23 protein-coding genes are annotated in these 26,024 nt (G+C 31.4%); 18 read left to right on the forward strand and 5 right to left on the reverse strand.

The features are described from left to right. The first annotated feature begins 17 nt into the window (after window positions 1-17). Window positions 18-920, forward strand: coding sequence for a fumarylacetoacetate hydrolase family protein (locus IDG66_RS10365; RefSeq protein ID WP_000670752.1), 903 nt, complete (start codon window positions 18-20; stop codon window positions 918-920). Between the two features lie 328 nt (window positions 921-1,248). After that, on the forward strand, window positions 1,249-1,638 hold the full coding sequence (locus IDG66_RS10370) for a YisL family protein (RefSeq protein WP_000902805.1): 390 nt from the start codon (window positions 1,249-1,251) through the stop codon (window positions 1,636-1,638). A gap of 171 nt (window positions 1,639-1,809) precedes the next feature. On the opposite strand, the gene IDG66_RS10375 is transcribed toward IDG66_RS10370, so the two are convergent. Then, entirely contained in the window at window positions 1,810-3,126 is a 1,317-nt protein-coding gene (locus IDG66_RS10375) for a CoA-disulfide reductase (RefSeq protein WP_001124511.1), read from the reverse strand. Between the two features lie 51 nt (window positions 3,127-3,177). Then, a complete protein-coding gene (locus tag IDG66_RS10380; RefSeq protein WP_001182436.1) occupies window positions 3,178-4,002 on the reverse strand; it encodes a Cof-type HAD-IIB family hydrolase in 825 nt (274 codons plus the stop codon). Window positions 4,003-4,115: 113 nt separating this feature from the next. On the opposite strand from IDG66_RS10380, the gene IDG66_RS10385 reads away from it, so the two are divergent. From IDG66_RS10385 to clpB, 3 genes are all read left to right on the forward strand, one after another. After that, window positions 4,116-4,424 (forward strand): metal-sulfur cluster assembly factor, encoded by a 309-nt coding sequence (locus tag IDG66_RS10385; protein ID WP_000390575.1) that lies wholly within the window; start codon window positions 4,116-4,118, stop codon window positions 4,422-4,424. A 547-nt stretch (window positions 4,425-4,971) separates the two neighbouring features. After that, window positions 4,972-6,786, forward strand: coding sequence for an acyltransferase family protein (locus tag IDG66_RS10390; protein ID WP_032099325.1), 1,815 nt, complete (start codon window positions 4,972-4,974; stop codon window positions 6,784-6,786). Window positions 6,787-6,988: 202 nt separating this feature from the next. After that, on the forward strand, window positions 6,989-9,598 hold the full coding sequence (gene clpB, locus IDG66_RS10395; protein WP_000353955.1) for an ATP-dependent chaperone ClpB: 2,610 nt from the start codon (window positions 6,989-6,991) through the stop codon (window positions 9,596-9,598). A gap of 58 nt (window positions 9,599-9,656) precedes the next feature. Here clpB and IDG66_RS10400 read toward each other — a convergent pair whose 3' ends face one another. Next, window positions 9,657-10,526, reverse strand: a complete 870-nt coding sequence (locus IDG66_RS10400) for a LysR family transcriptional regulator (protein WP_001047066.1) — start codon at window positions 10,524-10,526, stop codon at window positions 9,657-9,659. A 109-nt stretch (window positions 10,527-10,635) separates the two neighbouring features. Here IDG66_RS10400 and IDG66_RS10405 point away from each other — a divergent pair, with 109 nt between their 5' ends. The 5 genes from IDG66_RS10405 (at window position 10,636) to IDG66_RS10425 (ending at window position 14,761) form a co-directional block, all read left to right on the forward strand. After that, entirely contained in the window at window positions 10,636-11,781 is a 1,146-nt protein-coding gene (locus tag IDG66_RS10405) for a LeuA family protein (protein ID WP_000619360.1), read from the forward strand. Then, complete coding sequence (locus IDG66_RS10410) at window positions 11,765-12,406, forward strand: L-threonylcarbamoyladenylate synthase (RefSeq protein ID WP_000404422.1); 642 nt, start codon at window positions 11,765-11,767, stop codon at window positions 12,404-12,406. The genes IDG66_RS10405 and IDG66_RS10410 overlap by 17 nt, the downstream gene beginning before the upstream one ends. Beyond that, window positions 12,399-13,517 carry an MFS transporter gene (locus IDG66_RS10415; RefSeq protein WP_001037436.1) on the forward strand — a complete coding sequence of 373 codons (1,119 nt, stop codon included), beginning with the start codon at window positions 12,399-12,401 and terminating at the stop codon, window positions 13,515-13,517. The genes IDG66_RS10410 and IDG66_RS10415 overlap by 8 nt, the downstream gene beginning before the upstream one ends. Then, window positions 13,501-14,016: a YbhB/YbcL family Raf kinase inhibitor-like protein gene (locus IDG66_RS10420; protein WP_000695342.1), complete on the forward strand. Its 516-nt coding sequence runs from the start codon at window positions 13,501-13,503 to the stop codon at window positions 14,014-14,016. Before IDG66_RS10415 ends, IDG66_RS10420 begins: the two co-directional genes overlap by 17 nt. Window positions 14,017-14,326: 310 nt before the next feature. Continuing rightward, window positions 14,327-14,761: an MAP domain-containing protein gene (locus tag IDG66_RS10425; protein WP_000769689.1), complete on the forward strand. Its 435-nt coding sequence runs from the start codon at window positions 14,327-14,329 to the stop codon at window positions 14,759-14,761. Between the two features lie 256 nt (window positions 14,762-15,017). On the opposite strand, the gene IDG66_RS10430 is transcribed toward IDG66_RS10425, so the two are convergent. Continuing rightward, window positions 15,018-15,203, reverse strand: a complete 186-nt coding sequence (locus tag IDG66_RS10430) for a YjzD family protein (protein WP_000682089.1) — start codon at window positions 15,201-15,203, stop codon at window positions 15,018-15,020. 294 nt (window positions 15,204-15,497) lie between these two features. Here IDG66_RS10430 and IDG66_RS10435 point away from each other — a divergent pair, with 294 nt between their 5' ends. Both IDG66_RS10435 and fabF read left to right on the forward strand, forming a co-directional pair. Continuing rightward, window positions 15,498-16,439 (forward strand): beta-ketoacyl-ACP synthase III, encoded by a 942-nt coding sequence (locus IDG66_RS10435; RefSeq protein WP_001100525.1) that lies wholly within the window; start codon window positions 15,498-15,500, stop codon window positions 16,437-16,439. A gap of 11 nt (window positions 16,440-16,450) precedes the next feature. After that, window positions 16,451-17,695, forward strand: coding sequence for a beta-ketoacyl-ACP synthase II (fabF, locus tag IDG66_RS10440; RefSeq protein ID WP_000081240.1), 1,245 nt, complete (start codon window positions 16,451-16,453; stop codon window positions 17,693-17,695). A 54-nt stretch (window positions 17,696-17,749) separates the two neighbouring features. Here fabF and IDG66_RS10445 read toward each other — a convergent pair whose 3' ends face one another. Next, window positions 17,750-18,121: a DUF3899 domain-containing protein gene (locus tag IDG66_RS10445; RefSeq protein ID WP_000915155.1), complete on the reverse strand. Its 372-nt coding sequence runs from the start codon at window positions 18,119-18,121 to the stop codon at window positions 17,750-17,752. Window positions 18,122-18,363: 242 nt separating this feature from the next. Here IDG66_RS10445 and opp3b point away from each other — a divergent pair, with 242 nt between their 5' ends. The 6 genes from opp3b to opp4A all read left to right on the forward strand — a co-directional run bounded on the left by opp3b (window position 18,364) and on the right by opp4A (window position 25,990). After that, window positions 18,364-19,290 carry an oligopeptide ABC transporter permease gene (gene opp3b / locus IDG66_RS10450; RefSeq protein WP_000521533.1) on the forward strand — a complete coding sequence of 309 codons (927 nt, stop codon included), beginning with the start codon at window positions 18,364-18,366 and terminating at the stop codon, window positions 19,288-19,290. Beyond that, complete coding sequence (gene opp3C / locus IDG66_RS10455) at window positions 19,290-20,360, forward strand: oligopeptide ABC transporter permease (RefSeq protein ID WP_000829645.1); 1,071 nt, start codon at window positions 19,290-19,292, stop codon at window positions 20,358-20,360. The genes opp3b and opp3C overlap by 1 nt, the downstream gene beginning before the upstream one ends. Window positions 20,361-20,375: 15 nt before the next feature. Then, entirely contained in the window at window positions 20,376-21,458 is a 1,083-nt protein-coding gene (locus tag IDG66_RS10460) for an ABC transporter ATP-binding protein (RefSeq protein WP_000140050.1), read from the forward strand. Continuing rightward, window positions 21,448-22,389, forward strand: coding sequence for an ABC transporter ATP-binding protein (locus IDG66_RS10465; protein ID WP_000786736.1), 942 nt, complete (start codon window positions 21,448-21,450; stop codon window positions 22,387-22,389). Before IDG66_RS10460 ends, IDG66_RS10465 begins: the two co-directional genes overlap by 11 nt. Before the next feature lie 18 nt (window positions 22,390-22,407). Next, entirely contained in the window at window positions 22,408-24,063 is a 1,656-nt protein-coding gene (locus IDG66_RS10470; RefSeq protein ID WP_103143733.1) for a peptide ABC transporter substrate-binding protein, read from the forward strand. A 211-nt stretch (window positions 24,064-24,274) separates the two neighbouring features. After that, window positions 24,275-25,990 carry an oligopeptide ABC transporter substrate-binding protein gene (opp4A, locus tag IDG66_RS10475; RefSeq protein WP_103143732.1) on the forward strand — a complete coding sequence of 572 codons (1,716 nt, stop codon included), beginning with the start codon at window positions 24,275-24,277 and terminating at the stop codon, window positions 25,988-25,990. The last annotated feature ends 34 nt before the right edge of the window (window positions 25,991-26,024 follow it).

Here is a 26,024-nt window from a genome sequence, read left to right on the forward strand (position 1 = left end):
TGAGGAGTTGAGAATGAATGAAATTCTTATCATTCAAGTATAATGACAAAACTTCATATGGCGTTAAAGTAAAACGCGAAGATGCTGTATGGGATTTAACACAAGTATTTGCTGACTTTGCAGAAGGAGATTTCCATCCTAAAACATTGTTAGCTGGTTTACAACAAAATCATACTTTAGATTTTCAAGAACAAGTACGTAAAGCAGTTGTAGCAGCAGAAGATAGCGGCAAAGCTGAAGACTATAAAATTTCATTTAATGACATTGAATTCTTACCACCAGTAACACCTCCGAATAATGTGATTGCTTTTGGTAGAAATTACAAAGATCATGCGAACGAATTAAATCATGAAGTAGAAAAATTATATGTATTTACAAAAGCAGCGTCATCTTTAACAGGAGATAATGCAACAATTCCAAATCATAAAGATATTACTGATCAATTAGATTATGAAGGTGAATTAGGTATTGTTATTGGTAAGTCTGGTGAAAAGATTCCAAAAGCATTAGCTTTAGATTATGTTTACGGCTATACAATTATTAACGATATCACTGATCGCAAAGCACAAAGTGAACAAGATCAAGCATTTTTATCAAAAAGTTTAACTGGCGGTTGCCCAATGGGTCCTTATATCGTTACTAAAGACGAACTACCATTACCTGAAAATGTAAATATTGTTACAAAAGTTAACAATGAAATTAGACAAGATGGTAACACTGGCGAAATGATTCTTAAAATTGATGAATTAATAGAAGAAATTTCAAAATATGTTGCACTACATCCGGGAGATATTATTGCAACTGGTACACCAGCAGGCGTTGGTGCAGGTATGCAACCACCTAAATTTTTACAACCAGGTGATGAAGTTAAAGTGACTATTGATAATATTGGAACGCTGACAACTTATATCGCTAAATAATTATCATTTAAAAAGCTAACCAGTCTTTATATAGATTGGTTAGTTTTTTCTTGCTTTTCTAAAAAGGTGTTAAAGATAAATTATTTATAATGTTACCATTTTGAGATGAAAGTGAAATATTGATATTAAGAAGTAGTTGATTATTTTACAGCAGATTCACAATATTCTAATAAGGAATAAAATGTCATGTTCTTCCTCTCAAATATAGAAGTGTGGTAGAATATATATTCGTGTATAATCAAATCATGATTAAATTACAAGCAAGTGGGTATTAATCCCAAGAAGCTTTAATTTAATAATATAAATAATTAAAGTGGGGGGAATCAGTATGTTACATTTACATATATTAAGTTGGGTATTAGCGATTATTTTATTTATCGCTACATACTTAAACATTTCAAAAAATCAAGGCGGATCACCATTTTTCAAACCGTTGCACATGATTTTACGCTTATTTATGCTGTTGACGTTAATTTCAGGATTTTGGATATTAATTCAGTCATTTATGAATGGCGGGGCAAATCATATGTTGCTTACATTGAAAATGCTGTGTGGTGTTGCAGTAGTTGGATTGATGGAAGTGTCGATTGCTAAAAGAAAGAGACATGAACAAAGTCACAAAATGTTTTGGATAACAATGGCATTAATTATCATCACAATGGTATTAGGTGTCATTCTACCGTTAGGGCCTATATCAAAATTATTCGGTATTGGCTAATTGATAAGACATATAGTATATGACATAAGGCATGGACAATTATTAGTCCAAGACCTTATGTCTTTTTTGATTCTAAAAATGTTTAAACATAAAAAAAGGACTGGATAGTAGTACCAGTCCAACATAATTCTAACCTAGACAATTAAGATTAGATTGAATCGCATGATTCATTTATTTAGCTTTGTAACCAATCATATTGATTAAATCTTTAGGGTGGCTATATGGTGGTGCATAAGCCACTTCAAACTCAGTTAACTCATCTACAGTTAGCTGGTTCATCATTGCCATCGATAGTACATCAATACGTTTATCTGCACCTTCTTTTCCTACTGCAGCTGCTCTTAAAATCTGACGGTTTGAAGTGTCATAATATACCCTTAAGTGTAAAGGGGAATTTCCTGGGTAATAATTCGCGTGTGCACCTTGAGTGACTTCCACCATTTTATAGTCAAATTGCTTTAGTTCATTTGGTTTAACGCCGACACTCGCAAATGTATAATCAAAGAACTTCACAATATTGTTGCCTAAGAAGCCTTTGAATTCAATAGTGTCATTTCCAGCAATTTGTTCGGCAACAATACTTGCTGCACGGTGAGCGCCCCAAGCTAAAGGAACACTAGCCGGTAGATCGACATGTCGATAATGTGATGTTGCAATATCGCCTATTGCATAAATGTTTGGAACATTTGTTTCAAATTTATCGTTTACCGGTATGAAACCTTTTCGATCAAGTTTGATATTTGAACTTTCGATAAATTTTGAATTGGGGTGAGTACCGACACCTTCAATAATCATATCGTAATGTTCAACTTTTCCTGATTTAAATGTAATTTCATTTCCATTGATAGCATCAATTTCCTCATTTAAACGGTATGGAATCTCCCGCTTATCTAATTCATCAAGTATAGGTTGATTCATGTCAGCATCCATTAATTTATTTATCTTATCAGATCGATGAATTAAAGTAGGGTGTAAACCACGTTCGTAAAGATTTTCAAGAACTTCTAATGAAACATACCCTGCACCTACAACTAATACTTTATCAACTTGATTTGCTTTGATGAATTGATCGATAGCATCAGTGTCTTCTAAATTTCTAAGTGTAAATGTAATATCACTTTCAAAGCCAAGGCTATTTGCACTTGCACCAGGGCTTAAAATGAGTTTATCGTAAGATTCTTCAAATTGTTCGTTGGTCTTTCTATTTAATACAGTTACAGTTTGTCTTTCATCATTGATTGCAATAACTTCATGATAAGTTTTTACTGTAATTTGCTTTCTATCATAAAATTTTTCAGGTGTATACGCTAAAGCATATTTTCTATCTTCAACAACTTCGCCAATGACATAAGGCAATGCACAATTAGCAAAGCTCATATCACGATCTTTTTCAAAAATAATAATGTCACTTTCTTTATCTAAACGTCGAATTTGGCTGGCACATGTTGCACCGCCAGCGACTGCTCCGACTACGACTATTTTGGGCATCGTAACTTACCTCCTATTGTTTTAAAATATTATAAAATGATTAGTTATAAATTAACAGTAATATCTAATATTTAAATTAAAGAAATCATTCAAATATCGACCAATGCCATCTTCATTATTGTTGAATGTAATATTGTTCGCTACATCTTTAAGTTCTTGCAAACCATTTTCCATAGCAACACCATGGCGGGCGTACTCAATCATTTCAATATCATTATCTTCATCACCGAATGCAATAATATTATTTCGGTCAATATTTAAAAATTGTCTAACTTGCTCAATGCCTCTTGCTTTATTAATACCAAGTTTTACAATTTCAATGACAGGGAATGGTGCGCCCCAGCGTCGATGCTCAATATGATCGGCATAAAAATGAGTAAGCATATTTTTGATTTCAGGTATTTTACTTTCTTCGGCTTCAATTAAAATTGAGGTAGGGGATTCTTTCAAGTGGACAAGTAAATTACCAGTTTGAATTCTTGGATTACCCATTGAAAAACCTTCAAATAATCTTGGATCATGATTGTTAATGAAAACATAATCTTTCACTTCTGCTATAATATTCGATACTTGATATTGTTGTAATCCTTGAATAATGTTTTGTGCGATGCCTAAATCTAAAATTTCATGGCAAGTTTTGAAGTTTTTATCTTTAGGGTGATGTACGTAAGCGCCATTAAAATTAACAATTGGTGTCGTTAAATTTAATTCATGATAATACATTTGACTTGCACGATAAGGTCTGCCAGTCGCAATCATAATTTGGTGTCCACGTTGTTGTAATTCATTTAATACTTGTTTAGTATATGATGAAATTTCTTTGTTATCGTTTAATAATGTTCCGTCTAAGTCTAGACATATTAAATGTGGTTGCATATCTCTCTCCTCATAAGTTGCTTAGTTCATATAGATACATCATAGCATTTTATTGGCGTTTTGTCGGATATTTGATATATTATGAATAATATGACATTAAAGAGGTGATATGGATGGAAGAGGCATTGAAAGATAGTATCTTAGGTGCATTAGAAATGGTAATTGACCCTGAATTAGGAATTGATATCGTTAATTTAGGTTTAGTATACAAAGTGAATGTTGATGATGAAGGCGTATGTACAGTTGATATGACTTTAACATCAATGGGATGTCCAATGGGACCTCAAATTATTGATCAAGTTAAAACAGTATTAGCAGAGATTCCTGAAATACAGGATACTGAAGTGAATATCGTATGGAGTCCACCTTGGACAAAAGATATGATGTCACGTTACGCTAAGATTGCACTTGGTGTGAGCTAACATAAACGTGCATTGCCTGTAGAATTTCTTTTAGAAATTCTCTGTGTTGGGTCCCCGCAGTCAATATAACATTGTAGAGTATAATTCATTGTGAATAAGCTCCCTTCAAAGTAGACATTGAAAAATGAAAATTTTGAAGGGAGCCTTATTTATGTTCTAGGTTCTGATTTCATTTTGAAAATTTATATCTAACTTGTTTCAAAAAATATGAATTAAGACAGTGACTTGCACTTCTAAGAGTGCGCAATTCATTTTCTAGTTGAATATTTTCTTGAAAATTTTTATAATAAATTGAATTTATATTACAGTTATATTACAATACATAATACTTCATAGTTTTTAAGTTGCCGAGTTGCATTACAAATTGGATTTCGAAGTAAGAATCATCATTGGTAATTTTTTTAATTTAACAGTATTTTAGTCAATATGATTTTGATGATGTCGTAATTCAATAATATACATATGCATTTCAATATTCTTTTAAACAGCATAACTAAATTTAATTAAGCATCTAAGAAGAACAGTTTTAAAAGGGAAGAATGCAAAAATGAACAAAACAAAGGGTTTTACAAAGTATAAGAAAATGAGATATATGCCAGGGCTCGATGGTTTGAGGGCAATCGCTGTTCTAGGAATTATTATTTACCACTTAAACAAGCAATGGTTGACAGGTGGCTTTTTAGGTGTGGATACATTTTTTGTGATCTCTGGTTATTTAATTACAAGCTTATTACTCAAAGAGTATGATGACACAGGTATCATTAAATTGAAAAGCTTTTGGATACGTCGTTTAAAACGTTTATTACCAGCAGTCATAGTTTTATTAATGGTTGTAGGGACAGCAACCTTATTATTAAAATCAGATAATATCATTAGGGTTAAACATGATATTATTGCTGCGATATTTTATGTATCAAACTGGTGGTATATAGCAAAAGATGTTAATTATTTTGAGCAATTTTCATTTATGCCATTAAAGCATTTATGGTCTTTAGCAATTGAAGAACAGTTTTACATATTTTTCCCAGTTATTTTGGTTACATTATTGTTAACAATTAAAAAGCGATACAAAATAGGATTTATTTTTTGGGGAGTATCAATAATTTCTTTAGGGTTAATGATGTTTATCTACAGTATTAATGGGGATCATTCACGAGTGTATTTTGGTACAGATACTAGATTACAGACATTGTTACTGGGTGTTATTTTAGCTTTTTTATGGCCACCGTTTAAATTGAAAAATGATCCACCTAAAGTTGTAAAATATGTTATTGATAGCATAGGTAGTTTATCATTTATAGTACTTATATTATTATTTTTCATTATTAATGATGAGACGAATTGGATATATGATGGTGGTTTCTATTTAATATCCATATTAACGTTATTTATTATTGCCAGTGTCGTTCATCCATCTACATGGATAGCGAAGATATTTTCAAATCAAGTGTTAGTATTTATCGGGAAAAGGTCTTATAGTTTATATTTATGGCATTTTGCAGTAATTAGTTTCGTACATAGTTACTATGTAGATGGACAGATACCTGTATATGTGTACTTTATAGATATAAGTTTAACAATTATATTTGCAGAGCTATCATATCGCTTTATAGAAACTCCATTTAGAAAAGAAGGTATTAAAGCTTTAAATTGGCGACCTTCTTATATACCACAATTTATAAGAATGGCAATTGTAGTAACCTTGTTAATTCCATTTATGTTGATTTTAGTAGGTGCATTCAATAAATATGGTAAAGACATTATTGGAGAAAAAGCGAATAGCTTTGATACCACTATTGAAGATAATTATTTAATGCGGATAGCACCAATTGATAACATTCACATTGATGGCTTAGTAAGTGAGAAGAAAAAGGAATCTTCCGACGTATATAATAATATTAAACCTCTTTTAATCGGTGATTCAGTAATGGTTGATATCGGTGAGTCATTTAAGTCATCAGTTCCTAAGTCTAGAATTGATGGAAAAGTAGGGCGTCAATTGTATCAAACCTTACCTTTAGTTAAAGCGAATTATTCACAATATAAAAAATCATCTGATCAAGTCGTATTAGAATTAGGTACAAATGGCGACTTTACTGTCAAACAGCTCGACGATTTACTTAATCAATTTGGAAAAGCCAAGATTTATTTAGTTAATACACGTGTTCCAAGAATTTATGAGGCAAATGTAAATCGATTATTAGCTGACGCGGCGAAACGAAAGTCCAATGTCACATTAATTGATTGGAATAAGCGATCACAAGGACATAGTGAATATTTTGCACCAGACGGTGTACATTTAGAGTACAAAGGAGTCCTAGCTTTAAAAGATGAAATATTAAAAGCACTTAAAAAGAAATAACATATGTTTAATAAGTCTAGTTAATGTGTAACGTAACATTAGCTAGATTTTTTTATTCAAAAAAATATTTACAAATATTAGGAAATTTAAGTGTAAAAGAGTTGATAAATGATTATATTGGGACTATAATATAATTAAGGTCAAAGAAAGTCAAAGTCAAAAGTGCAACTTGACCAACTCTACAAATTAGAGGTGAAATTATATGGATATAAATAAAATGACATATGCTGTTCAAAGTGCTTTACAACAAGCAGTTGAACTGAGTCAGCAACATAAATTACAAAATATAGAAATTGAGGCAATTTTAAGCGCTGCCTTAAATGAAAGTGAAAGCTTATATAAAAGTATTTTAGAACGAGCAAATATTGAGGTAGATCAATTAAACAAAGCTTATGAAGACAAACTAAACACGTATGCATCTGTAGAAGGTGACAATATACAATATGGTCAATATATTAGCCAACAAGCAAACCAATTGATAACTAAGGCTGAATCATACATGAAAGAATATGAAGATGAATATATTTCAATGGAGCATATTTTACGTTCGGCAATGGACATTGATCAAACAACAAAACATTATATAAATAATAAAGTAGAAGTTATCAAAGAAATTATTAAAAAAGTAAGAGGGGGAAATCACGTGACATCACAAAATCCAGAAGTTAATTACGAAGCATTAGCTAAATATGGCCGCGACTTAGTAGAAGAAGTTAGACAAGGTAAAATGGATCCTGTTATAGGAAGAGATGAAGAAATTCGAAATACGATTCGTATTTTAAGTCGTAAAACTAAAAACAACCCTGTGCTCATTGGTGAACCAGGTGTTGGTAAAACTGCAATTGTTGAAGGATTAGCGCAACGTATAGTTAAGAAAGATGTGCCAGAATCATTATTAGATAAAACTGTTTTTGAGTTAGATTTAAGCGCATTAGTAGCGGGCGCTAAATATCGTGGTGAATTTGAAGAGAGATTAAAAGCAGTCCTAAAAGAAGTTAAAGAGTCTGATGGTAGAATTATATTATTTATTGATGAAATCCATATGCTTGTAGGTGCTGGTAAAACAGATGGTGCCATGGATGCAGGCAACATGCTAAAACCAATGTTAGCACGAGGAGAGTTACATTGTATTGGTGCAACAACTTTAAATGAATATCGAGAATATATTGAAAAAGATTCGGCATTAGAGCGTCGTTTCCAAAAAGTAGCAGTTAGTGAGCCTGATGTTGAAGATACAATTTCAATTTTACGTGGTTTAAAAGAACGATATGAAGTGTATCATGGTGTGCGTATTCAAGATAGAGCCTTAGTTGCTGCCGCTGAATTGTCTGATCGTTACATCACTGATCGTTTTTTACCAGATAAAGCGATTGATTTAGTTGACCAAGCATGTGCAACAATTCGTACGGAAATGGGATCAAATCCAACTGAATTGGATCAAGTTAATAGACGTGTCATGCAATTAGAAATTGAAGAAAGCGCACTTAAAAATGAATCTGACAATGCGAGCAAACAGAGATTACAAGAACTACAAGAAGAGCTTGCCAATGAAAAAGAGAAACAAGCAGCACTTCAATCTCGTGTAGAATCAGAAAAAGAAAAAATAGCAAATTTACAAGAAAAACGTGCGCAACTAGATGAAAGTAGACAAGCGTTGGAAGATGCACAAACAAATAACAATTTAGAAAAAGCTGCTGAACTACAATATGGAACAATTCCTCAATTGGAAAAAGAACTTAGAGAATTAGAGGATAATTTCCAAGATGAGCAAGGTGAAGATACAGATCGAATGATTCGTGAAGTTGTAACAGACGAAGAAATTGGCGATATTGTCAGCCAATGGACAGGCATACCAGTTTCAAAATTAGTTGAAACAGAACGTGAAAAATTACTTCACTTAAGTGACATCTTGCATAAACGTGTTGTAGGTCAAGATAAAGCGGTTGACCTGGTTTCAGATGCAGTAGTTAGAGCAAGAGCAGGTATTAAAGATCCAAACAGACCTATTGGTAGTTTCTTATTCCTAGGTCCAACTGGAGTAGGTAAAACTGAATTAGCTAAATCATTAGCTGCATCATTATTTGATTCTGAAAAACATATGATTCGTATTGATATGAGTGAATATATGGAAAAACATGCAGTATCAAGATTGATAGGGGCACCTCCAGGATATATTGGACATGATGAAGGGGGTCAATTAACTGAAGCGGTTCGTCGTAATCCATACTCAGTTATTTTATTAGATGAGGTTGAAAAAGCGCATACTGACGTCTTTAATGTATTATTGCAAATTTTAGATGAAGGCCGTTTAACTGATTCTAAAGGACGTAGCGTTGATTTTAAAAATACTATTATTATTATGACAAGTAATATTGGATCTCAAGTTTTATTAGAAAACGTAAAAGAGACTGGTGAAATTACAGAATCAACAGAAAAAGCTGTTATGACAAGTTTAAATGCATATTTCAAACCAGAAATTTTGAATCGTATGGATGATATCGTATTATTTAAACCATTATCTATTGATGACATGAGTATGATTGTAGATAAAATCTTAACGCAATTAAATATAAGATTATTAGAACAACGAATCTCAATTGAAGTTTCTGATGATGCTAAAGCTTGGCTAGGTCAAGAAGCTTATGAACCTCAATACGGTGCAAGACCATTAAAACGTTTTGTACAACGCCAAATTGAAACACCATTAGCACGTATGATGATTAAAGAGGGATTCCCAGAAGGTACAACGATTAAAGTTAATTTAAATTCAGACAATAACTTAACGTTTAATGTTGAAAAAATTCATGAATAAAATTGAACCAAGAATGTGATGATTAATCGCATTCTTGGTTTTTTAGATTTGAAATTTATTATAATTGTTCATTGGCAATATACTTTTTAAATGATTTAATAAACACCAATATTTCTGGGCTTTCTTTTTTGCTGTATATATATGTAAATGAAATAGGTGCTTGTAAAATTTTCGTGTTAATAACCGAAATATTGTAATCACTATTTGTTGTTATATAAAGAGGCAGGAATGATATACCTTGATTCATTTCGATTAATTTAATTGAAGTATGCACATCATTGATAGATAGAAATTGTGCTTTTTCATAAATATTTAAAATATTATTTTTAAGTGATGACCAATATTCTGGATGGTTATCACTTATTATTTTGTATTTTTCAAATAAAGATGCCTCAGTTAGAAGATGATTATTCTCTTTATTGGGAGCAATCAATACAATTTTACCTTCGCATACTTTTTCAGAATGAACTTCTCTTAGTTTAGGTTGATTTCTGCTAATCCCGATGTCATACGTATGATTATTAATATCTTTTTCAATATTTTCATTTTTGACATGAAGAGAAACATCGATAAAAGGATGCTCGTTAAAGAAAGATTTTAAAAATTTGGGCATAATGAATGTCGCGATATATGAAGACACGACAACATTTAATTTCGATTGAAACATCGTTTTTTTAAGTTGGATATGTTTGATGCCACTTTCATATTGTTCAATAAAACTTTGCGCAATTGGAAGAAATGTATGACCATCTTCAGTCAAGATAATTTGATTTTTATAAGTTTCAAATAGTTTCACATTGAGATGCTGTTCTAAATTTTTAATTTGCTTATGTATAGAAGGTATAGTGAGATTAATTTCTTCACTAGCTAATCGATAGTTTAACGTCTTCGCTAAAATGACAAATGTATAGTACCAATCTAAATTCATGAACTTACCTCTTTCAAAAAAGTTAATAATTCATTAGATAATATTTAATTTTTATTGCATAAAAATAATATTAATATTATATCAGAGGTTATCGAGGGGGTGAAGTAATATGATTCGAATTCAAGATAATACAATAAGGGATGGTATGCAACAAAGTAATGTTCGAAAAAGTCTAATTATAAAAAAAGAAGTATTGAAACAAATTAACAAGTTAAATATAAATTCTGTTGAAGTAGGCATGTGTACAACTATCGAGGATGAATTTAATATTCATCAATTCAGAGACATTTTAAGTCCTGAAAAAGAATTAGTAGTATTGACTAGGCTTAATGAAAAAGAAATAAAAAAAATAGTCAAATTGAAAATTCATAATTTAGTGGTAAAAATACTATTGCCAATATCTGACTTGCATATAAAAGAAAAGCTTAATTTTTCAAATAAATATTATATTCAGAAAATCAAAGACTGCTTGGATATATTAAAGAAAGATAAAAAAGGAGTAGATATTTGTTTTGAAGATGCAACAAGGACTTCTAGAGAAAAATTGAAAGAATACATGGAAATTATTTCAAAATATCAAGTTAGAACAGTTACATTTGCGGACACTGTAGGATGTTCGACACCATTAGAATACGGAGATATTTTTAATTACTTTGTAAAAAAATATTCTAACATAATTTTTTCTGCTCATTGTCATAACGATCTAGGGTTGGCTACTGCAAATACATTAGCTGCAATTTTAAATGGTGCAAAGCAAATAGAAACTACATTTTTGGGAATTGGTGAGAGAGCGGGTAATGCTCCTATTGAGGAAATAATTACTATTTTGACAAAAAAACAAATAGAAAGTACGGAATTCACTTTACCCGACGTATATAAAACTAGTATTAATATTTCTAAAATTCTCGATTTTCAAATATCAGAAAACAAACCTATAATTGGTGAAAATATATTTAAACATGAATCAGGAATTCATCAAGATGGTACTAAAAAAAATATAAATATGTATCAATATTTAGTTCCTAGTGATTTAGGATTGAAAAATTCACAAGTTGTTCAGTTTCCAATAAGTAATATTTCTAGTAAGAAAATCTTGCACAATAAATTTAAATCAATAGTTAACACTGAAGAAATTGATGAAAATATTTCTTTCTATAAACTTGTGAACAAGTTTTCACCTGAAGTAGCACCTGAAGATACAGTGGATTTACTTCAGATAATAAAAAGGAGGAGTAAAGATGGAAATTTTAAATGATTCTGTAAAAAGTTTTGAAAAACTTTATTTACAATTACAAGATGGTTTTCCAGTGATTGTTCCTACTGATACTAATTATAATTTATGTAGTTTACCTAACAACGATCTTTGTATCGATAAAATATTTGAATATAAAAAGCGATCGAAAGATAAGCCATTATCATTATTTATTGATAAGCCAGAGGATTGGAAATTGTATGGAGATAATCAAAATACGGAAATAGTTGATAAACTAGTTGAAATATTTTGGCCTGGACCATTAAATATTATTTTAAAAAATAAAACAAGCTATAATTATATGCTCAATAATTCAGATAGTATAGCTATAGGATGTGTACAAAATAAAACGATGAGAAGATTTATTTCATATATTAATTCACCTATAGCAATTACTTCAGCAAATATATCTGGAACTGCCGATGATATTTTAATAACTGAAAATGAAGCAATTAAGCACATGGGCGAAAATGTAAGATATATGCTAAGAAGTCAAAATAAAACTAACTATAAAACATCTAGTACGATTATTAAAGTGACAGATAATAAAATTGAATTATTAAGAGAAGGAGATATAAAGTTTGAAGAAATAAAAGAAAGACTAGGTACAGGTATTATTTATGAATAAGTTAATACTTGGGATTTATTTATACCGAATTTTTTCACGAGCATACTTTTATTTACCGTTTTTATTAATTTACTTTTTGATTCAAGGTTATTCCATAATACAATTAGAAATATTAATGGCGTCTTATGGCATTGCAGCATTTTTATTCTCTCTATACAAAGAGAAGTGTTTTAAAATTTGTAACTTAAAAGATTCTAATAAATTAGTTGTTAGTGAAATATTCAAAATCATCGGTTTATTGTTGTTATTATATCAAAATCAATATTTAATTTTAGTAGTGGCACAAATATTATTAGGGTTAAGTTACTCAATGATGGCGGGTGTTGATACCGCAATAATTAAAAGAAATATAACAAATGAGAAATACGTACAAAATAAGTCAAATAGCTATATGTTCCTATCATTATTAATTTCAGGGATTATAGGTAGTTATCTTTATGGAATAAATATTAAATGGCCTATAATAATGACTGGTATATTTTCAATTCTAACAATTATAATTATTCGATGCACATTAGTTGAAAATAGGGAATTAAATTTAATAGGAGAAACAAAGGGAAAGATAAAGAAATTTCTACCAGAAGAGAAGTTTTGGATATTGCATTATTCTTTTTTAAGAGCGTTAATATTAGGATTTTTTATAGGATTTATTCCAATTAATATATATAATGATTTAAAACTGAATAATTTACAATTTATTTCAGTATTAACTTGTTACACAGTTATGGGTTTTGTATCTTCACGTTATTTAACTAAATACTTGAATTATAAGTTTGTGTCAGAAATTTGTTTAGTAATATTTTTAATAATATATACATATCAAAGTTTCATAGCAGTTACTATTTCTATGATATTTTTAGGTATTTCTTCAGGGTTAACTCGTCCACAAACTATAAATAAACTTTCTAGCAGTAGTAACTTAAGAGTGATGCTTAATTATGCAGAAACGTTATATTTTATTTTTAATATCGCATTTTTACTTATGGGTGGTTACTTATATACAATAGGAACTATTCAATACTTAATATTATTTATTTCGTTATTAATTTTTATATATTTAATAATAATATTTTATTTTACAAGGAGAGAGCAACATGAAAATAAAAACTGAATTTAAAGGGAACAATATACCATATGAATACGCAGCAGGTGCAGATGTGAGTGATTCTATTAACGGGAATCCAATTAAGTCATTTCCATTTGAAGTAATTGAATTACCGGAAGGGACTAAATATCTTGCTTGGTCTTTAATTGACTATGATGCAATTCCTGTATGTGGCTTTGCTTGGATTCATTGGAGTGTAGCTAATGTAAGTGTTAGTGGCAATTCAATTTCTATAAAAGCAGATTTATCAAGAACAAAGGGTGACTATGTACAAGGTAAAAATAGCTTTACTAGTGGGTTGTTGGCTGAAGATTTTTCAGAAATAGAAAATCACTATGTAGGACCTACACCACCTGATCAAGATCATCAATATGAATTAACAGTTTATGCGTTAGATCATTCTTTAAATTTGAAGAATGGGTTCTACTTGAATGAATTTTTAAAAGAAGTAAATCAACATAAAATTGATCAAACAAGTATTAACCTTATAGGAAGAAAAATTTAATACTAAATATCTCATCAATATAAAATTGTTCAATTAAAAGTACAAAGAAACAAAGGTTTTAATTTATATATTAGGTACGGCGTTCGCTATAATGCAAAGAAGTAATTAAATTTAAGAAATGTAAACTTAGTTATTGTAATGTGAATTTATTTGAAAAAATAGAAAGTATTAACAATTATAGCTTTTACATTAATTAAAATTTATTTTTAAAAACAAGTAAACAATTTACATACTTATAATTTTTGAAACTTTTCAATTTGTGTTATATTGATTTTGTAAGATACTTTAACTCACAAAGGAGAGAGATTATATGAAATTAAAATCATTTATAACTGTAACTTTGGCACTGGGCATGATCGCAACGACTGGCGCTACTGTGGCAGGTAATGAGGTATCTGCAGCAGAAAAGGACAAACTACCGGCAACTCAAAAAGCTAAAGAAATGCAAAATGTTCCATATACAATTGCAGTAGATGGCATTATGGCTTTTAATCAATCTTACTTAAATTTACCAAAAGATAGCCAATTATCATATTTAGATTTAGGAAATAAAGTTAAAGCTTTGTTATATGATGAACGCGGTGTAACACCTGAGAAGATTCGAAATGCAAAATCTGCCGTTTACACGATTACTTGGAAAGATGGTAGTAAAAAAGAAGTGGATCTTAAGAAAGATAGCTACACAGCAAACTTGTTTGATTCAAATTCAATTAAACAAATTGATATTAATGTAAAAACTAAATAAACACTTAAAATTATCAAATTCAACATGAAGCATTTAATTTTACAGTGATGATTATAAAATAATTGCCTTGATACAAAGATTACTCGTAAATGACATCTTTGTATTAAGGCTTTTTCTAAATTTAAAAGTGATGGGTTAGAGGTCATTGAGCTTTAAAATATTCAAAATACAAAACATTAATGGCCAAAAATAAAAGCCGCCTTTATCTGGGCAGCTTCAATAATAAGAAAGACATATTTCATTTTATACTAAATAGTTATTGTGATGAATCTTTCGGCGGTTTAATTACTGCAGCAAAAATTGCTGTGAAAATCGTGAACAATACTGCCATGATAATTGGATTCACTACATTTAAGCTGTCTCCACCTACTAGGCTATTAAGTACAAAGTTAACCATTTGCATTAATAATAATGCCCAAAAGAATGTTACGAGGTGTTTCATGTCATTCTACCTCCACTTTAATTATATATATTTTATTTTAAGTGAAAGTTAGAAATTTGTATAGTAACATCTCATATATTTTGACCATATTATACAGTTTAAATAAATGATTTTATCTGAATGGCTATTCTAAATTAAGCGCATTAAAACCAATTTCATACTGAAATTTGACGATAATAAAGCATTAAAATTTTATTAACTAGTCAATATTCCTACCTCTGACTTGAGTTTAAAAAGTAATCTATGTTAAATTAATACCTGGTATTAAAAATTTTATTAAGAAGGTGTTCAACTATGAACGTGGGTATTAAAGGTTTTGGTGCATATGCGCCAGAAAAGATTATTGACAATGCCTATTTTGAGCAATTTTTAGATACATCTGATGAATGGATTTCTAAGATGACTGGAATTAAAGAAAGACATTGGGCAGATGATGATCAAGATACTTCAGATTTAGCATATGAAGCAAGTTTAAAAGCAATCGCTGACGCTGGTATTCAGCCCGAAGATATAGATATGATAATTGTTGCCACAGCAACTGGAGATATGCCATTTCCAACTGTCGCAAATATGTTGCAAGAACGTTTAGGGACGGGCAAAGTTGCCTCTATGGATCAACTTGCAGCATGTTCTGGATTTATGTATTCAATGATTACAGCTAAACAATATGTTCAATCTGGAGATTATCATAACATTTTAGTTGTCGGTGCAGATAAATTATCTAAAATAACAGATTTAACTGACCGTTCTACTGCAGTTCTATTTGGAGATGGTGCAGGTGCGGTTATCATCGGTGAAGTTTCAGATGGCAGAGGTATTATAAGTTATGAAATGGGTTCTGATGGCACAGGTGGTAAACATTTATATTTAGATAAAGATACTGGTAAACTGAAAATGAATGGTCGAGAAGTATTTAAATTTGCTGTTAGAATTATGGGTGATGCATCAACACGTGTAGTTGAAAAAGCGAATTTAACATCAGATGATATAGATTTATTTATTCCTCATCAAGCTAATATTAGAATTATGGAATCAGCTAGAGAACGCTTAGGTATTTCAAAAGACAAAATGAGTGTTTCTGTAAATAAATATGGAAATACTTCAGCTGCGTCAATACCTTTAAGTATCGATCAAGAATTAAAAAATGGTAAAATCAAAGATGATGATACAATTGTTCTTGTCGGATTCGGTGGCGGCCTAACTTGGGGCGCAATGACAATAAAATGGGGAAAATAGGAGGATAACGAATGAGTCAAAATAAAAGAGTAGTTATTACAGGTATGGGAGCCCTTTCTCCAATCGGTAATGATGTCAAAACAACATGGGAGAATGCTCTAAAAGGCGTAAATGGTATCGATAAAATTACACGTATCGATACTGAACCTTATAGCGTTCACTTAGCAGGAGAACTTAAAAACTTTAATATTGAAGATCATATCGACAAAAAAGAAGCGCGTCGTATGGATAGATTTACTCAATATGCAATTGTAGCAGCTAGAGAGGCTGTTAAAGATGCGCAATTAGATATCAATGAAAATACTGCAGATCGAATCGGTGTATGGATTGGTTCTGGTATCGGTGGTATGGAAACATTTGAAATTGCACATAAACAATTAATGGATAAAGGCCCAAGACGTGTGAGTCCATTTTTCGTACCAATGTTAATTCCTGATATGGCAACTGGGCAAGTATCAATTGACTTAGGTGCAAAAGGACCAAATGGTGCAACAGTTACAGCATGTGCAACAGGTACAAATTCAATCGGAGAAGCATTTAAAATTGTGCAACGCGGTGATGCAGATGCAATGATTACTGGTGGTACAGAAGCACCAATTACTCATATGGCAATTGCTGGTTTCAGTGCAAGTCGAGCGCTTTCTACAAATGATGACATTGAAACAGCATGTCGTCCATTCCAAGAAGGTAGAGATGGTTTTGTTATGGGTGAAGGTGCTGGTATTTTAGTAATTGAATCTTTAGAATCAGCACAAGCTCGAGGTGCCAATATTTATGCTGAGATAGTTGGCTATGGTACTACAGGTGATGCTTATCATATTACAGCGCCAGCTCCAGAAGGTGAAGGCGGTTCTAGAGCAATGCAAGCAGCTATGGATGATGCTGGTATTGAACCTAAAGATGTACAATACTTAAATGCCCATGGTACAAGTACTCCTGTTGGTGACTTAAATGAAGTTAAAGCTATTAAAAATACATTTGGTGAAGCAGCTAAACACTTAAAAGTTAGCTCAACAAAATCAATGACTGGTCACTTACTTGGTGCAACAGGTGGAATTGAAGCAATCTTCTCAGCGCTTTCAATTAAAGACTCTAAAGTCGCACCGACAATTCATGCGGTAACACCAGATCCAGAATGTGATTTGGATATTGTTCCAAATGAAGCGCAAGACCTTGATATTACTTATGCAATGAGTAATAGCTTAGGATTCGGTGGACATAACGCAGTATTAGTATTCAAGAAATTTGAAGCATAATTATAAAAATCTTCAGTAACGTTGTTTTAGTTACTGAAGATTTTTTCTGTTTCTTTATACTAAGATGAGCGACAGCACAATCGTCATAATAAAATATAAAATATTTATTAATAATAAAGGGATTATCCATGTAGAAACAAAGTAATGCTCTTTTTTTACCTCTTGTGGGTTGAAAAATGGATCATCAGAGATAGACTTCTTCTTTTTCGAAGATGACATTTGATACTTTAATCTTCTAAAACCATAACTTGTCGCATCAAAAATGCCTTCTTGTACAAGTAAAATCAAAAATATGCTAATAAAAATAATTAATGAAACATAAAACAATATATTTAAATATGTAATGATAGTATGGCTATTAAAAAGCCATATAATAAACGTTAATATTGGCGTTATTAGTGCCATTCCAAGCCATTTTTTCAACATTTGATCACTCCCACTTATAGAAAACTCTTACGCATAGTTTACATTAAAATCAGACATTGAGGAATGATTTTTTAATTTCTTCAGCTTTATTGAAATTCTAAAATCAATCATTCTTCATTAGTTTAAAGCAAAAAAATATTGATATATAGTAAATATTGTATATATAATATTAGTTAAGATTTCAGAAAATTTTGAAGGGAATGGAAATTTAGAAATCGGAATTTGTTAGAGGAGGGGATTAGATGGGGAAATATATTTTCAAACGATTTATTTATATGCTTATTTCTTTATTTATTATTATTACAATTACATTTTTCTTAATGAAATTAATGCCAGGTTCGCCATTTAACGATGCTAAATTAAATGCTGAACAAAAAGAAATTTTAAATGAAAAATATGGATTAAATGATCCTGTAGCTACGCAGTATTTACATTATTTAAAAAATGTTGTTACAGGCGATTTTGGTAATTCATTCCAGTATCATAATCAACCTGTGTGGGATTTGATTAAACCGAGACTACTACCTTCTTTTGAAATGGGTCTTACAGCAATGTTCATCGGTGTGATACTGGGACTTATTTTAGGTGTTGCAGCAGCTACTAAACAAAATTCTTGGGTTGACTATACAACTACAGTTATTTCAGTTATTGCAGTATCTGTACCATCTTTTGTACTTGCTGTACTTTTACAATATGTATTTGCAGTTAAATTAAGATGGTTCCCAGTAGCTGGATGGGAAGGTTTTTCGACCGCGGTATTACCGTCACTTGCATTATCTGCAGCTGTTTTAGCAACTGTCGCCAGATACATAAGAGCAGAGATGATAGAGGTATTAAGTTCAGACTATATTTTATTAGCGAGAGCTAAAGGTAATTCGACAATGCGTGTACTTTTTGGACATGCACTTAGAAATGCTTTAATTCCAATTATTACAATTATCGTTCCCATGTTAGCAAGTATTTTAACAGGCACTTTAACAATTGAAAATATTTTTGGGGTTCCTGGATTAGGGGATCAATTCGTACGTTCAATTACAACAAATGATTTCTCAGTAATCATGGCAATCACACTATTATTTAGCACACTGTTTATCGTTTCTATTTTTATTGTAGATATTTTGTACGGTGTGATAGATCCACGAATTCGTGTTCAAGGAGGTAAAAAATAATGGCTGAAAATAAAAACAATTTGTCGATTAACGACGATCATTCTAATGCAGCTATGACGCATACCTCTGACGCTATCTCATCATCTGATTTTATTATTAGAGAATTAGATTTGAATCAGGAACCTGAAATGCAACGAGAAAGCAAAAACTTTTGGCAAGATGCTTGGGCTCAGTTAAAACGAAATAAGTTAGCTGTTGTCGGTATGATAGGTTTAATTATCATTGTAATATTTGCTTTTATCGGTCCAGTTATAAATAAACATGATTATGCTGAACAAAATGTAGAACATAGAAATCTTCCGGCAAAAATACCTGTATTAGACAAAGTTCCATTTTTACCTTTTGATGGTAAAGATGCAGATGGCAAGGATGCTTATAAAGCAGCAAATGCTAAAGAAAATTATTGGTTTGGTACTGATCAGTTGGGTCGAGATTTATGGACAAGAACATGGAAAGGTGCTCAAATTTCATTGTTTATCGGTGTTGTTGCAGCGATGTTAGATATTTTTATTGGCGTTGTATATGGTGCGATTTCTGGATTCTTCGGTGGACGTGTCGATACGATTATGCAACGTATACTTGAAGTCATAGCATCTATTCCGAATTTAATTGTCGTAATTTTATTTGTATTAATTTTTGAACCATCCATTTGGACAATTATATTGGCTATGTCTATCACAGGCTGGTTAGGCATGAGCAGAGTTGTACGTGGAGAATTTTTAAAATTAAAAAATCAAGAGTTTGTCATGGCTTCGAAAACATTGGGGGCTTCAAAATTCAAATTGATATTTAAGCATATTTTACCTAATACATTAGGTGCTATCGTGGTTACATCAATGTTTACAGTACCTAGTGCTATTTTCTTCGAAGCATTTTTAAGTTTCATTGGTATAGGTGTACCCGCACCTCAAACATCGTTAGGGTCATTAGTAAATGATGGGCGAGCAATGTTATTAATTTATCCACATGAATTATTTATACCAGCAATGATTTTAAGTTTATTAATTCTATTCTTTTACTTATTTAGTGATGGATTACGTGATGCATTTGATCCGAAAATGCGTAAATAAAAGGGGGCATAGCATATGACTGAAAGAATATTAGAAGTAAATGATTTGCATGTTTCCTTTGATATTACAGCAGGGGAAGTGCAGGCAGTGAGAGGTGTAGATTTTTATTTAAACAAGGGGGAAACATTGGCAATTGTTGGTGAATCAGGTTCAGGTAAATCTGTAACAACAAAAGCAATTACAAAATTATTCCAAGGGGACACAGGAAGAATTAAAAAGGGAGAAATTTTATTTTTAGGGGAAGATTTAGCAAAAAAACCTGAAAATGAGTTAATTAAATTACGTGGCAAAGATATTTCAATGATCTTTCAAGATCCAATGACATCTTTAAACCCAACTATGCAAATTGGTAAACAAGTCATGGAACCATTAATTAAGCACAAAAATTATAGTAAAGCACAAGCTAAAAAGCGCGCATTGGAAATACTAAATCTTGTAGGTTTACCAAATGCAGAAAAAAGATTTAAAGCATATCCACATCAATTTTCAGGTGGACAAAGGCAAAGAATTGTTATTGCAACCGCATTAGCTTGTGAACCTAAAGTGCTCATTGCTGATGAACCAACGACTGCATTAGACGTAACGATGCAGGCACAAATTTTAGATTTAATGAAAGAACTACAACAAAAAATCGATACTGCAATTATTTTTATAACGCATGATTTAGGGGTTGTTGCGAATATTGCTGATAGAGTGGCAGTTATGTATGGTGGTCAAATGGTTGAAACAGGAGATGTTAACGAAATATTTTATGATCCAAAGCATCCATATACATGGGGATTATTATCGTCAATGCCTGATTTATCAACAACAAATGACACACCATTACTAGCGATTCCTGGAGCGCCACCTGATTTATTACACCCACCTAAAGGTGATGCATTTGCGAGACGTAGTCAATATGCATTAGATATTGATTTTAAAGTAGAACCACCGTGGTTTAAAGTTTCACCGACACATTTTGTGAAATCTTGGTTATTAGACGCACGTGCACCAAAAGTTGAACTACCCGAGCTGGTAAAACAACGTATGAAACCGATGCCTAATAATTATGAAAAACCACTCAAGGTAGAAAGGGTGTCGTTCAATGAAAAATGATGAAGTGCTATTATCCATTAAAAATTTAAAGCAATATTTTAACGCAGGAAAGAAAAACGAAGTGAGAGCGATTGAAAATATTTCGTTTGATATATACAAAGGGGAAACATTAGGTTTAGTAGGAGAATCGGGGTGTGGTAAATCTACAACTGGTAAATCAATTATTAAACTTAATGATATTACAAGTGGAGAAATTTTGTATGAGGGTATTGATATACAAAAGATTCGTAAACGTAAAGATTTGCTTAAATTTAATAAAAAGATACAGATGATTTTTCAAGACCCATATGCGTCTTTAAATCCTAGGTTAAAAGTAATGGATATAGTAGCTGAAGGTATTGATATCCATCATTTAGCAACTGATAAACGTGACCGTAAAAAACGTGTCTATGATTTACTTGAAACTGTTGGATTAAGTAAAGAACATGCCAATCGCTATCCTCATGAATTTTCAGGTGGACAACGCCAACGTATTGGAATTGCCCGTGCATTAGCCGTTGAACCAGAATTTATTATCGCGGACGAACCAATATCGGCATTGGATGTTTCAATCCAAGCTCAAGTAGTTAATTTATTATTAAAATTACAACGTGAAAGAGGGATTACGTTCCTATTTATAGCTCATGATCTATCAATGGTGAAGTATATTTCAGATCGTATTGCAGTGATGCATTTTGGGAAAATAGTTGAAATTGGACCGGCAGAAGAAATTTATCAAAATCCATTACACGATTATACTAAGTCTTTATTATCAGCCATTCCACAACCTGATCCTGAATCAGAACGCAGTCGCAAACGATTTAGTTATATTCATGATGAAGCAAATAATCATTTAAGACAATTACATGAAATAAGACCACAGCATTTTGTCTTTAGTACTGAAGAAGAAGCGGCACAACTACGAGAAAATAAATTGGTGACACAAAATTAAGGGGAAGGGGGAAATGCAATGACGAGAAAATTTAGAACACTTATTTTAATTTTGATTGCTACAATTGCATTAAGTGGTTGTGCTAATGATGATGGTATTTATTCAGATAAAGGTCAAGTATTCAGAAAAATTTTGTCATCAGACTTAACATCCCTTGATACATCATTAATAACGGATGAAATATCTTCTGAAGTGACTGCGCAAACATTCGAAGGTTTATACACATTAGGAAAAGGTGACAAACCGGTGTTAGGTGTTGCGAAAGCTTTTCCTGAAAAGAGTAAAGGTGGTAAAACTTTAAAGGTTAAATTAAGAAGCGATGCTAAATGGAGCAATGGTGACAAAGTGACTGCGCAAGATTTTGTTTATGCTTGGAGAAAAACAGTTGACCCTAAAACAGGTTCTGAATTTGCATACATTATGGGGGACATTAAAAATGCGAGTGATATTAGTACTGGTAAGAAACCTGTAGAGCAATTAGGTATCAAAGCATTAGATGATGAAACATTACAAATTGATTTAGAAAAGTCGGTTCCATATATTAATCAATTATTAGCACTTAATAGCTTTGCACCTCAAAATGAAAAAGTTGCCAAAAAATATGGTAAAAATTACGGTACGGCAGCTGATAGAGCGGTATACAATGGTCCATTTAAAGTTGATGATTGGAAACAAGAAGATAAAACGTTACTATCTAAAAATCAGTATTATTGGGATAAAAAGAATGTAAAATTAGATAAAGTGAATTATAAAGTTATTAAAGACTTACAAGCCGGTGCATCATTGTATGATACTGAATCAGTAGATGACGCAGTTATTACTGCAGATCAAGTAAATAAATATAAAGATAACAAAGGATTAAACTTTGTGTTAACGACTGGGACATTTTTTGTAAAAATGAATGAAAAACAATATCCTGATTTTAAAAACAAAAATTTAAGACTGGCTATCGCACAAGCAATAGATAAAAAAGGATACGTTGATTCAGTGAAAAACAATGGCTCAATTCCTTCCGATACACTAACAGCCAAAGGAATTGCGAAAGCGCCTAATGGCAAAGATTATGCGAGTACCATGAATTCGCCTTTAAAATATAATCCTAAAGAAGCAAGAGCACACTGGGACAAAGCTAAAAAAGAGTTAGGTAAAAATGAAGTGACATTTTCAATGAACACAGAAGATACACCAGATGCAAAAATATCTGCTGAATATATCAAATCGCAAGTTGAGAAAAATTTACCAGGAGTTACTTTGAAAATTAAGCAATTACCGTTTAAACAAAGAGTATCACTAGAACTGAGTAACAATTTTGAAGCATCACTTAGTGGTTGGTCTGCAGATTACCCTGATCCTATGGCTTATTTAGAAACAATGACCACAGGTAGCGCACAAAATAATACAGACTGGGGTAATAAAGAATATGATCAATTACTTAAAGTAGCAAGAACCAAATTGGCACTTCAACCGAACGAACGATATGAAAACTTGAAAAAAGCAGAAGAAATGTTCCTAGGAGATGCACCGGTAGCACCAATTTATCAAAAAGGTGTTGCACATTTAACAAATCCTCAAGTAAAAGGATTAATTTACCATAAATTTGGTCCAAATAACTCACTTAAACATGTATATATTGATAAATCGATAGATAAAGAAACAGGTAAGAAGAAAAAATAATATGCTTTGTAAATTAGGCTGGAGACATATCTCCAGTCTTTTTGTGTTGGATAAAAACTTTGGGAATAAAAATTTAAAATAAGTCGTTTTTTAAATTACTGAAATTGATTAAATGCATAAATAACTGAATATTCTAAAAATAAACTTGTAATAATTTTTTCTATGAGTAAACTAAAAAGAAAAAATTAGATTGAAAGTAGGAGGCATATGTATGGGGAAGCTTATTAAATATATTTCAATACTTCTTATTGTCGTTTTAGTGTTGAGCGCTTGCGGAAAAAGCAGTAATAAAGATGAAGGAGTAAAAGATGCTACTAAAACAGAAGCGTCAAAACATAAAGGTGGTACGCTAAATGTAGCGTTAACAGCACCGCCAAGTGGTGTTTATTCTTCGTTATTAAATAGTACACATGCGGATGCTGTAGTTGAAGGATATTTTAATGAAAACTTATTAACAATTGATAAAAAAATACGTCCTAAATCATATATTGCTTCATGGAAGGACATCGAGCCGGCTAAGAAAATAGAATTTAAAATTAAAAAAGGTATTAAATGGCATGATGGTAATGAATTGAAAATTTATGATTGGATTTATTCAATTGAAGTCTTAGCTAACAAGGATTACGAAGGTGCTTATTATCCAAGTGTAGAAAATATCCAAGGTGCAAAAGATTATCATGAAGGAAAAGCTGATCATATTAGCGGATTGAAGAAAATAGATGACTACACAATGCAGGTTACATTTGATAAAAAGCAAGAAAATTACTTAACAGGATTTATTACTGGACCTTTATTAAGTAAAAAATATTTATCAGATGTACCAATTAAAGATTTAGCGAAATCAGATAAAATCCGAAAATATCCTATTGGTATTGGACCATATAAAGTTAAGAAAATCGTCCCAGGTGAGGCTGTTCAACTTGTTAAATTTGATGATTATTGGCAAGGTAAGCCTGCATTAGACAAAATCAATTTAAAAGTTATTGATCAAGCTCAAATTATTAAGGCAATGGAAAAAGGCGATATTGATGTTACGAATGATGCTACCGGTGCAATGGCAAAAGATGCTAAGTCATCTAATGCTGGTCTCAAGGTATTATCTGCGCCAAGCTTAGACTACGGTTTAATAGGATTCGTATCTCATGATTACGATAAAAAAGCTAATAAAACTGGTAAAGTGAGACCAAAATATGAAGACAAAGAATTACGTAAAGCAATGCTTTATGCAATTGATAGAGAAAAATGGATCAAAGCATTTTTCAATGGTTACGCTAGTGAAATAAATAGTTTTGTACCATCAATGCATTGGATAGCAGCTGATCCTAAGGAACTAAACGATTATAAATATGATCCTGAAAAAGCTAAAAAAATCTTAGATAAGTTAGGTTATAAAGATCGAGATGGTGACGGATTTAGAGAAGATCCTAAAGGTAATAAATTTGAGATTAACTTTAAACATTATTCAGGTTCAAATCCTACTTTTGAACCAAGAACTGCTGCGATAAAAGATTTCTGGGAAAAAGTTGGCTTGAAAACAAATGTGAAGTTAGTAGAATTCGGTAAATATAATGAAGACTTAGCAAATGCATCAAAAGATATGGAAGTGTACTTCAGATCATGGGCAGGTGGTACAGATCCAGACCCATCAGATTTATACCACACTGATAGACCTCAAAATGAAATGAGAACAGTTTTACCAAAATCAGATCAATATTTAGATGATGCGTTAGACTTCGATAAAGTAGGCATTGATGAAAAGAAACGTAAAGATATTTATGTTAAATGGCAAAAATATATGAATGATGAGTTACCTGGATTACCAATGTTCCAAGGTAAATCGATAACTATAGTTAATGATAAAGTACGAAACTTAGACATTGAAATTGGAACTGATCAAAGTTTATATAATTTAACTAAAGAAGCTTAGTAATGTAACCTCGACGATTTTGTCGAGGTTTACT

Source organism: Staphylococcus sp. EG-SA-18, from assembly GCF_017151825.1.
In the GTDB taxonomy this organism is placed as follows: Bacteria; Bacillota; Bacilli; order Staphylococcales; family Staphylococcaceae; genus Staphylococcus; species Staphylococcus aureus.

What these genes read in the sequence shown, in the direction of transcription:
- IDG66_RS10365 (WP_000670752.1), top strand. Translation starts at nt 18, where the DNA reads ATGAAATTCTTATCATTCAAGTATAATGACAAAACTTCATATGGCGTT.
- IDG66_RS10370 (WP_000902805.1), top strand. Translation starts at nt 1,249, where the DNA reads ATGTTACATTTACATATATTAAGTTGGGTATTAGCGATTATTTTATTT.
- IDG66_RS10375 (WP_001124511.1), bottom strand. Translation starts at nt 3,126, where the DNA reads ATGCCCAAAATAGTCGTAGTCGGAGCAGTCGCTGGCGGTGCAACATGT.
- IDG66_RS10380 (WP_001182436.1), bottom strand. Translation starts at nt 4,002, where the DNA reads ATGCAACCACATTTAATATGTCTAGACTTAGACGGAACATTATTAAAC.
- IDG66_RS10385 (WP_000390575.1), top strand. Translation starts at nt 4,116, where the DNA reads ATGGAAGAGGCATTGAAAGATAGTATCTTAGGTGCATTAGAAATGGTA.
- IDG66_RS10390 (WP_032099325.1), top strand. Translation starts at nt 4,972, where the DNA reads ATGAACAAAACAAAGGGTTTTACAAAGTATAAGAAAATGAGATATATG.
- clpB (WP_000353955.1), top strand. Translation starts at nt 6,989, where the DNA reads ATGGATATAAATAAAATGACATATGCTGTTCAAAGTGCTTTACAACAA.
- IDG66_RS10400 (WP_001047066.1), bottom strand. Translation starts at nt 10,526, where the DNA reads ATGAATTTAGATTGGTACTATACATTTGTCATTTTAGCGAAGACGTTA.
- IDG66_RS10405 (WP_000619360.1), top strand. Translation starts at nt 10,636, where the DNA reads ATGATTCGAATTCAAGATAATACAATAAGGGATGGTATGCAACAAAGT.
- IDG66_RS10410 (WP_000404422.1), top strand. Translation starts at nt 11,765, where the DNA reads ATGGAAATTTTAAATGATTCTGTAAAAAGTTTTGAAAAACTTTATTTA.
- IDG66_RS10415 (WP_001037436.1), top strand. Translation starts at nt 12,399, where the DNA reads ATGAATAAGTTAATACTTGGGATTTATTTATACCGAATTTTTTCACGA.
- IDG66_RS10420 (WP_000695342.1), top strand. Translation starts at nt 13,501, where the DNA reads ATGAAAATAAAAACTGAATTTAAAGGGAACAATATACCATATGAATAC.
- IDG66_RS10425 (WP_000769689.1), top strand. Translation starts at nt 14,327, where the DNA reads ATGAAATTAAAATCATTTATAACTGTAACTTTGGCACTGGGCATGATC.
- IDG66_RS10430 (WP_000682089.1), bottom strand. Translation starts at nt 15,203, where the DNA reads ATGAAACACCTCGTAACATTCTTTTGGGCATTATTATTAATGCAAATG.
- IDG66_RS10435 (WP_001100525.1), top strand. Translation starts at nt 15,498, where the DNA reads ATGAACGTGGGTATTAAAGGTTTTGGTGCATATGCGCCAGAAAAGATT.
- fabF (WP_000081240.1), top strand. Translation starts at nt 16,451, where the DNA reads ATGAGTCAAAATAAAAGAGTAGTTATTACAGGTATGGGAGCCCTTTCT.
- IDG66_RS10445 (WP_000915155.1), bottom strand. Translation starts at nt 18,121, where the DNA reads ATGTTGAAAAAATGGCTTGGAATGGCACTAATAACGCCAATATTAACG.
- opp3b (WP_000521533.1), top strand. Translation starts at nt 18,364, where the DNA reads ATGGGGAAATATATTTTCAAACGATTTATTTATATGCTTATTTCTTTA.
- opp3C (WP_000829645.1), top strand. Translation starts at nt 19,290, where the DNA reads ATGGCTGAAAATAAAAACAATTTGTCGATTAACGACGATCATTCTAAT.
- IDG66_RS10460 (WP_000140050.1), top strand. Translation starts at nt 20,376, where the DNA reads ATGACTGAAAGAATATTAGAAGTAAATGATTTGCATGTTTCCTTTGAT.
- IDG66_RS10465 (WP_000786736.1), top strand. Translation starts at nt 21,448, where the DNA reads ATGAAAAATGATGAAGTGCTATTATCCATTAAAAATTTAAAGCAATAT.
- IDG66_RS10470 (WP_103143733.1), top strand. Translation starts at nt 22,408, where the DNA reads ATGACGAGAAAATTTAGAACACTTATTTTAATTTTGATTGCTACAATT.
- opp4A (WP_103143732.1), top strand. Translation starts at nt 24,275, where the DNA reads ATGGGGAAGCTTATTAAATATATTTCAATACTTCTTATTGTCGTTTTA.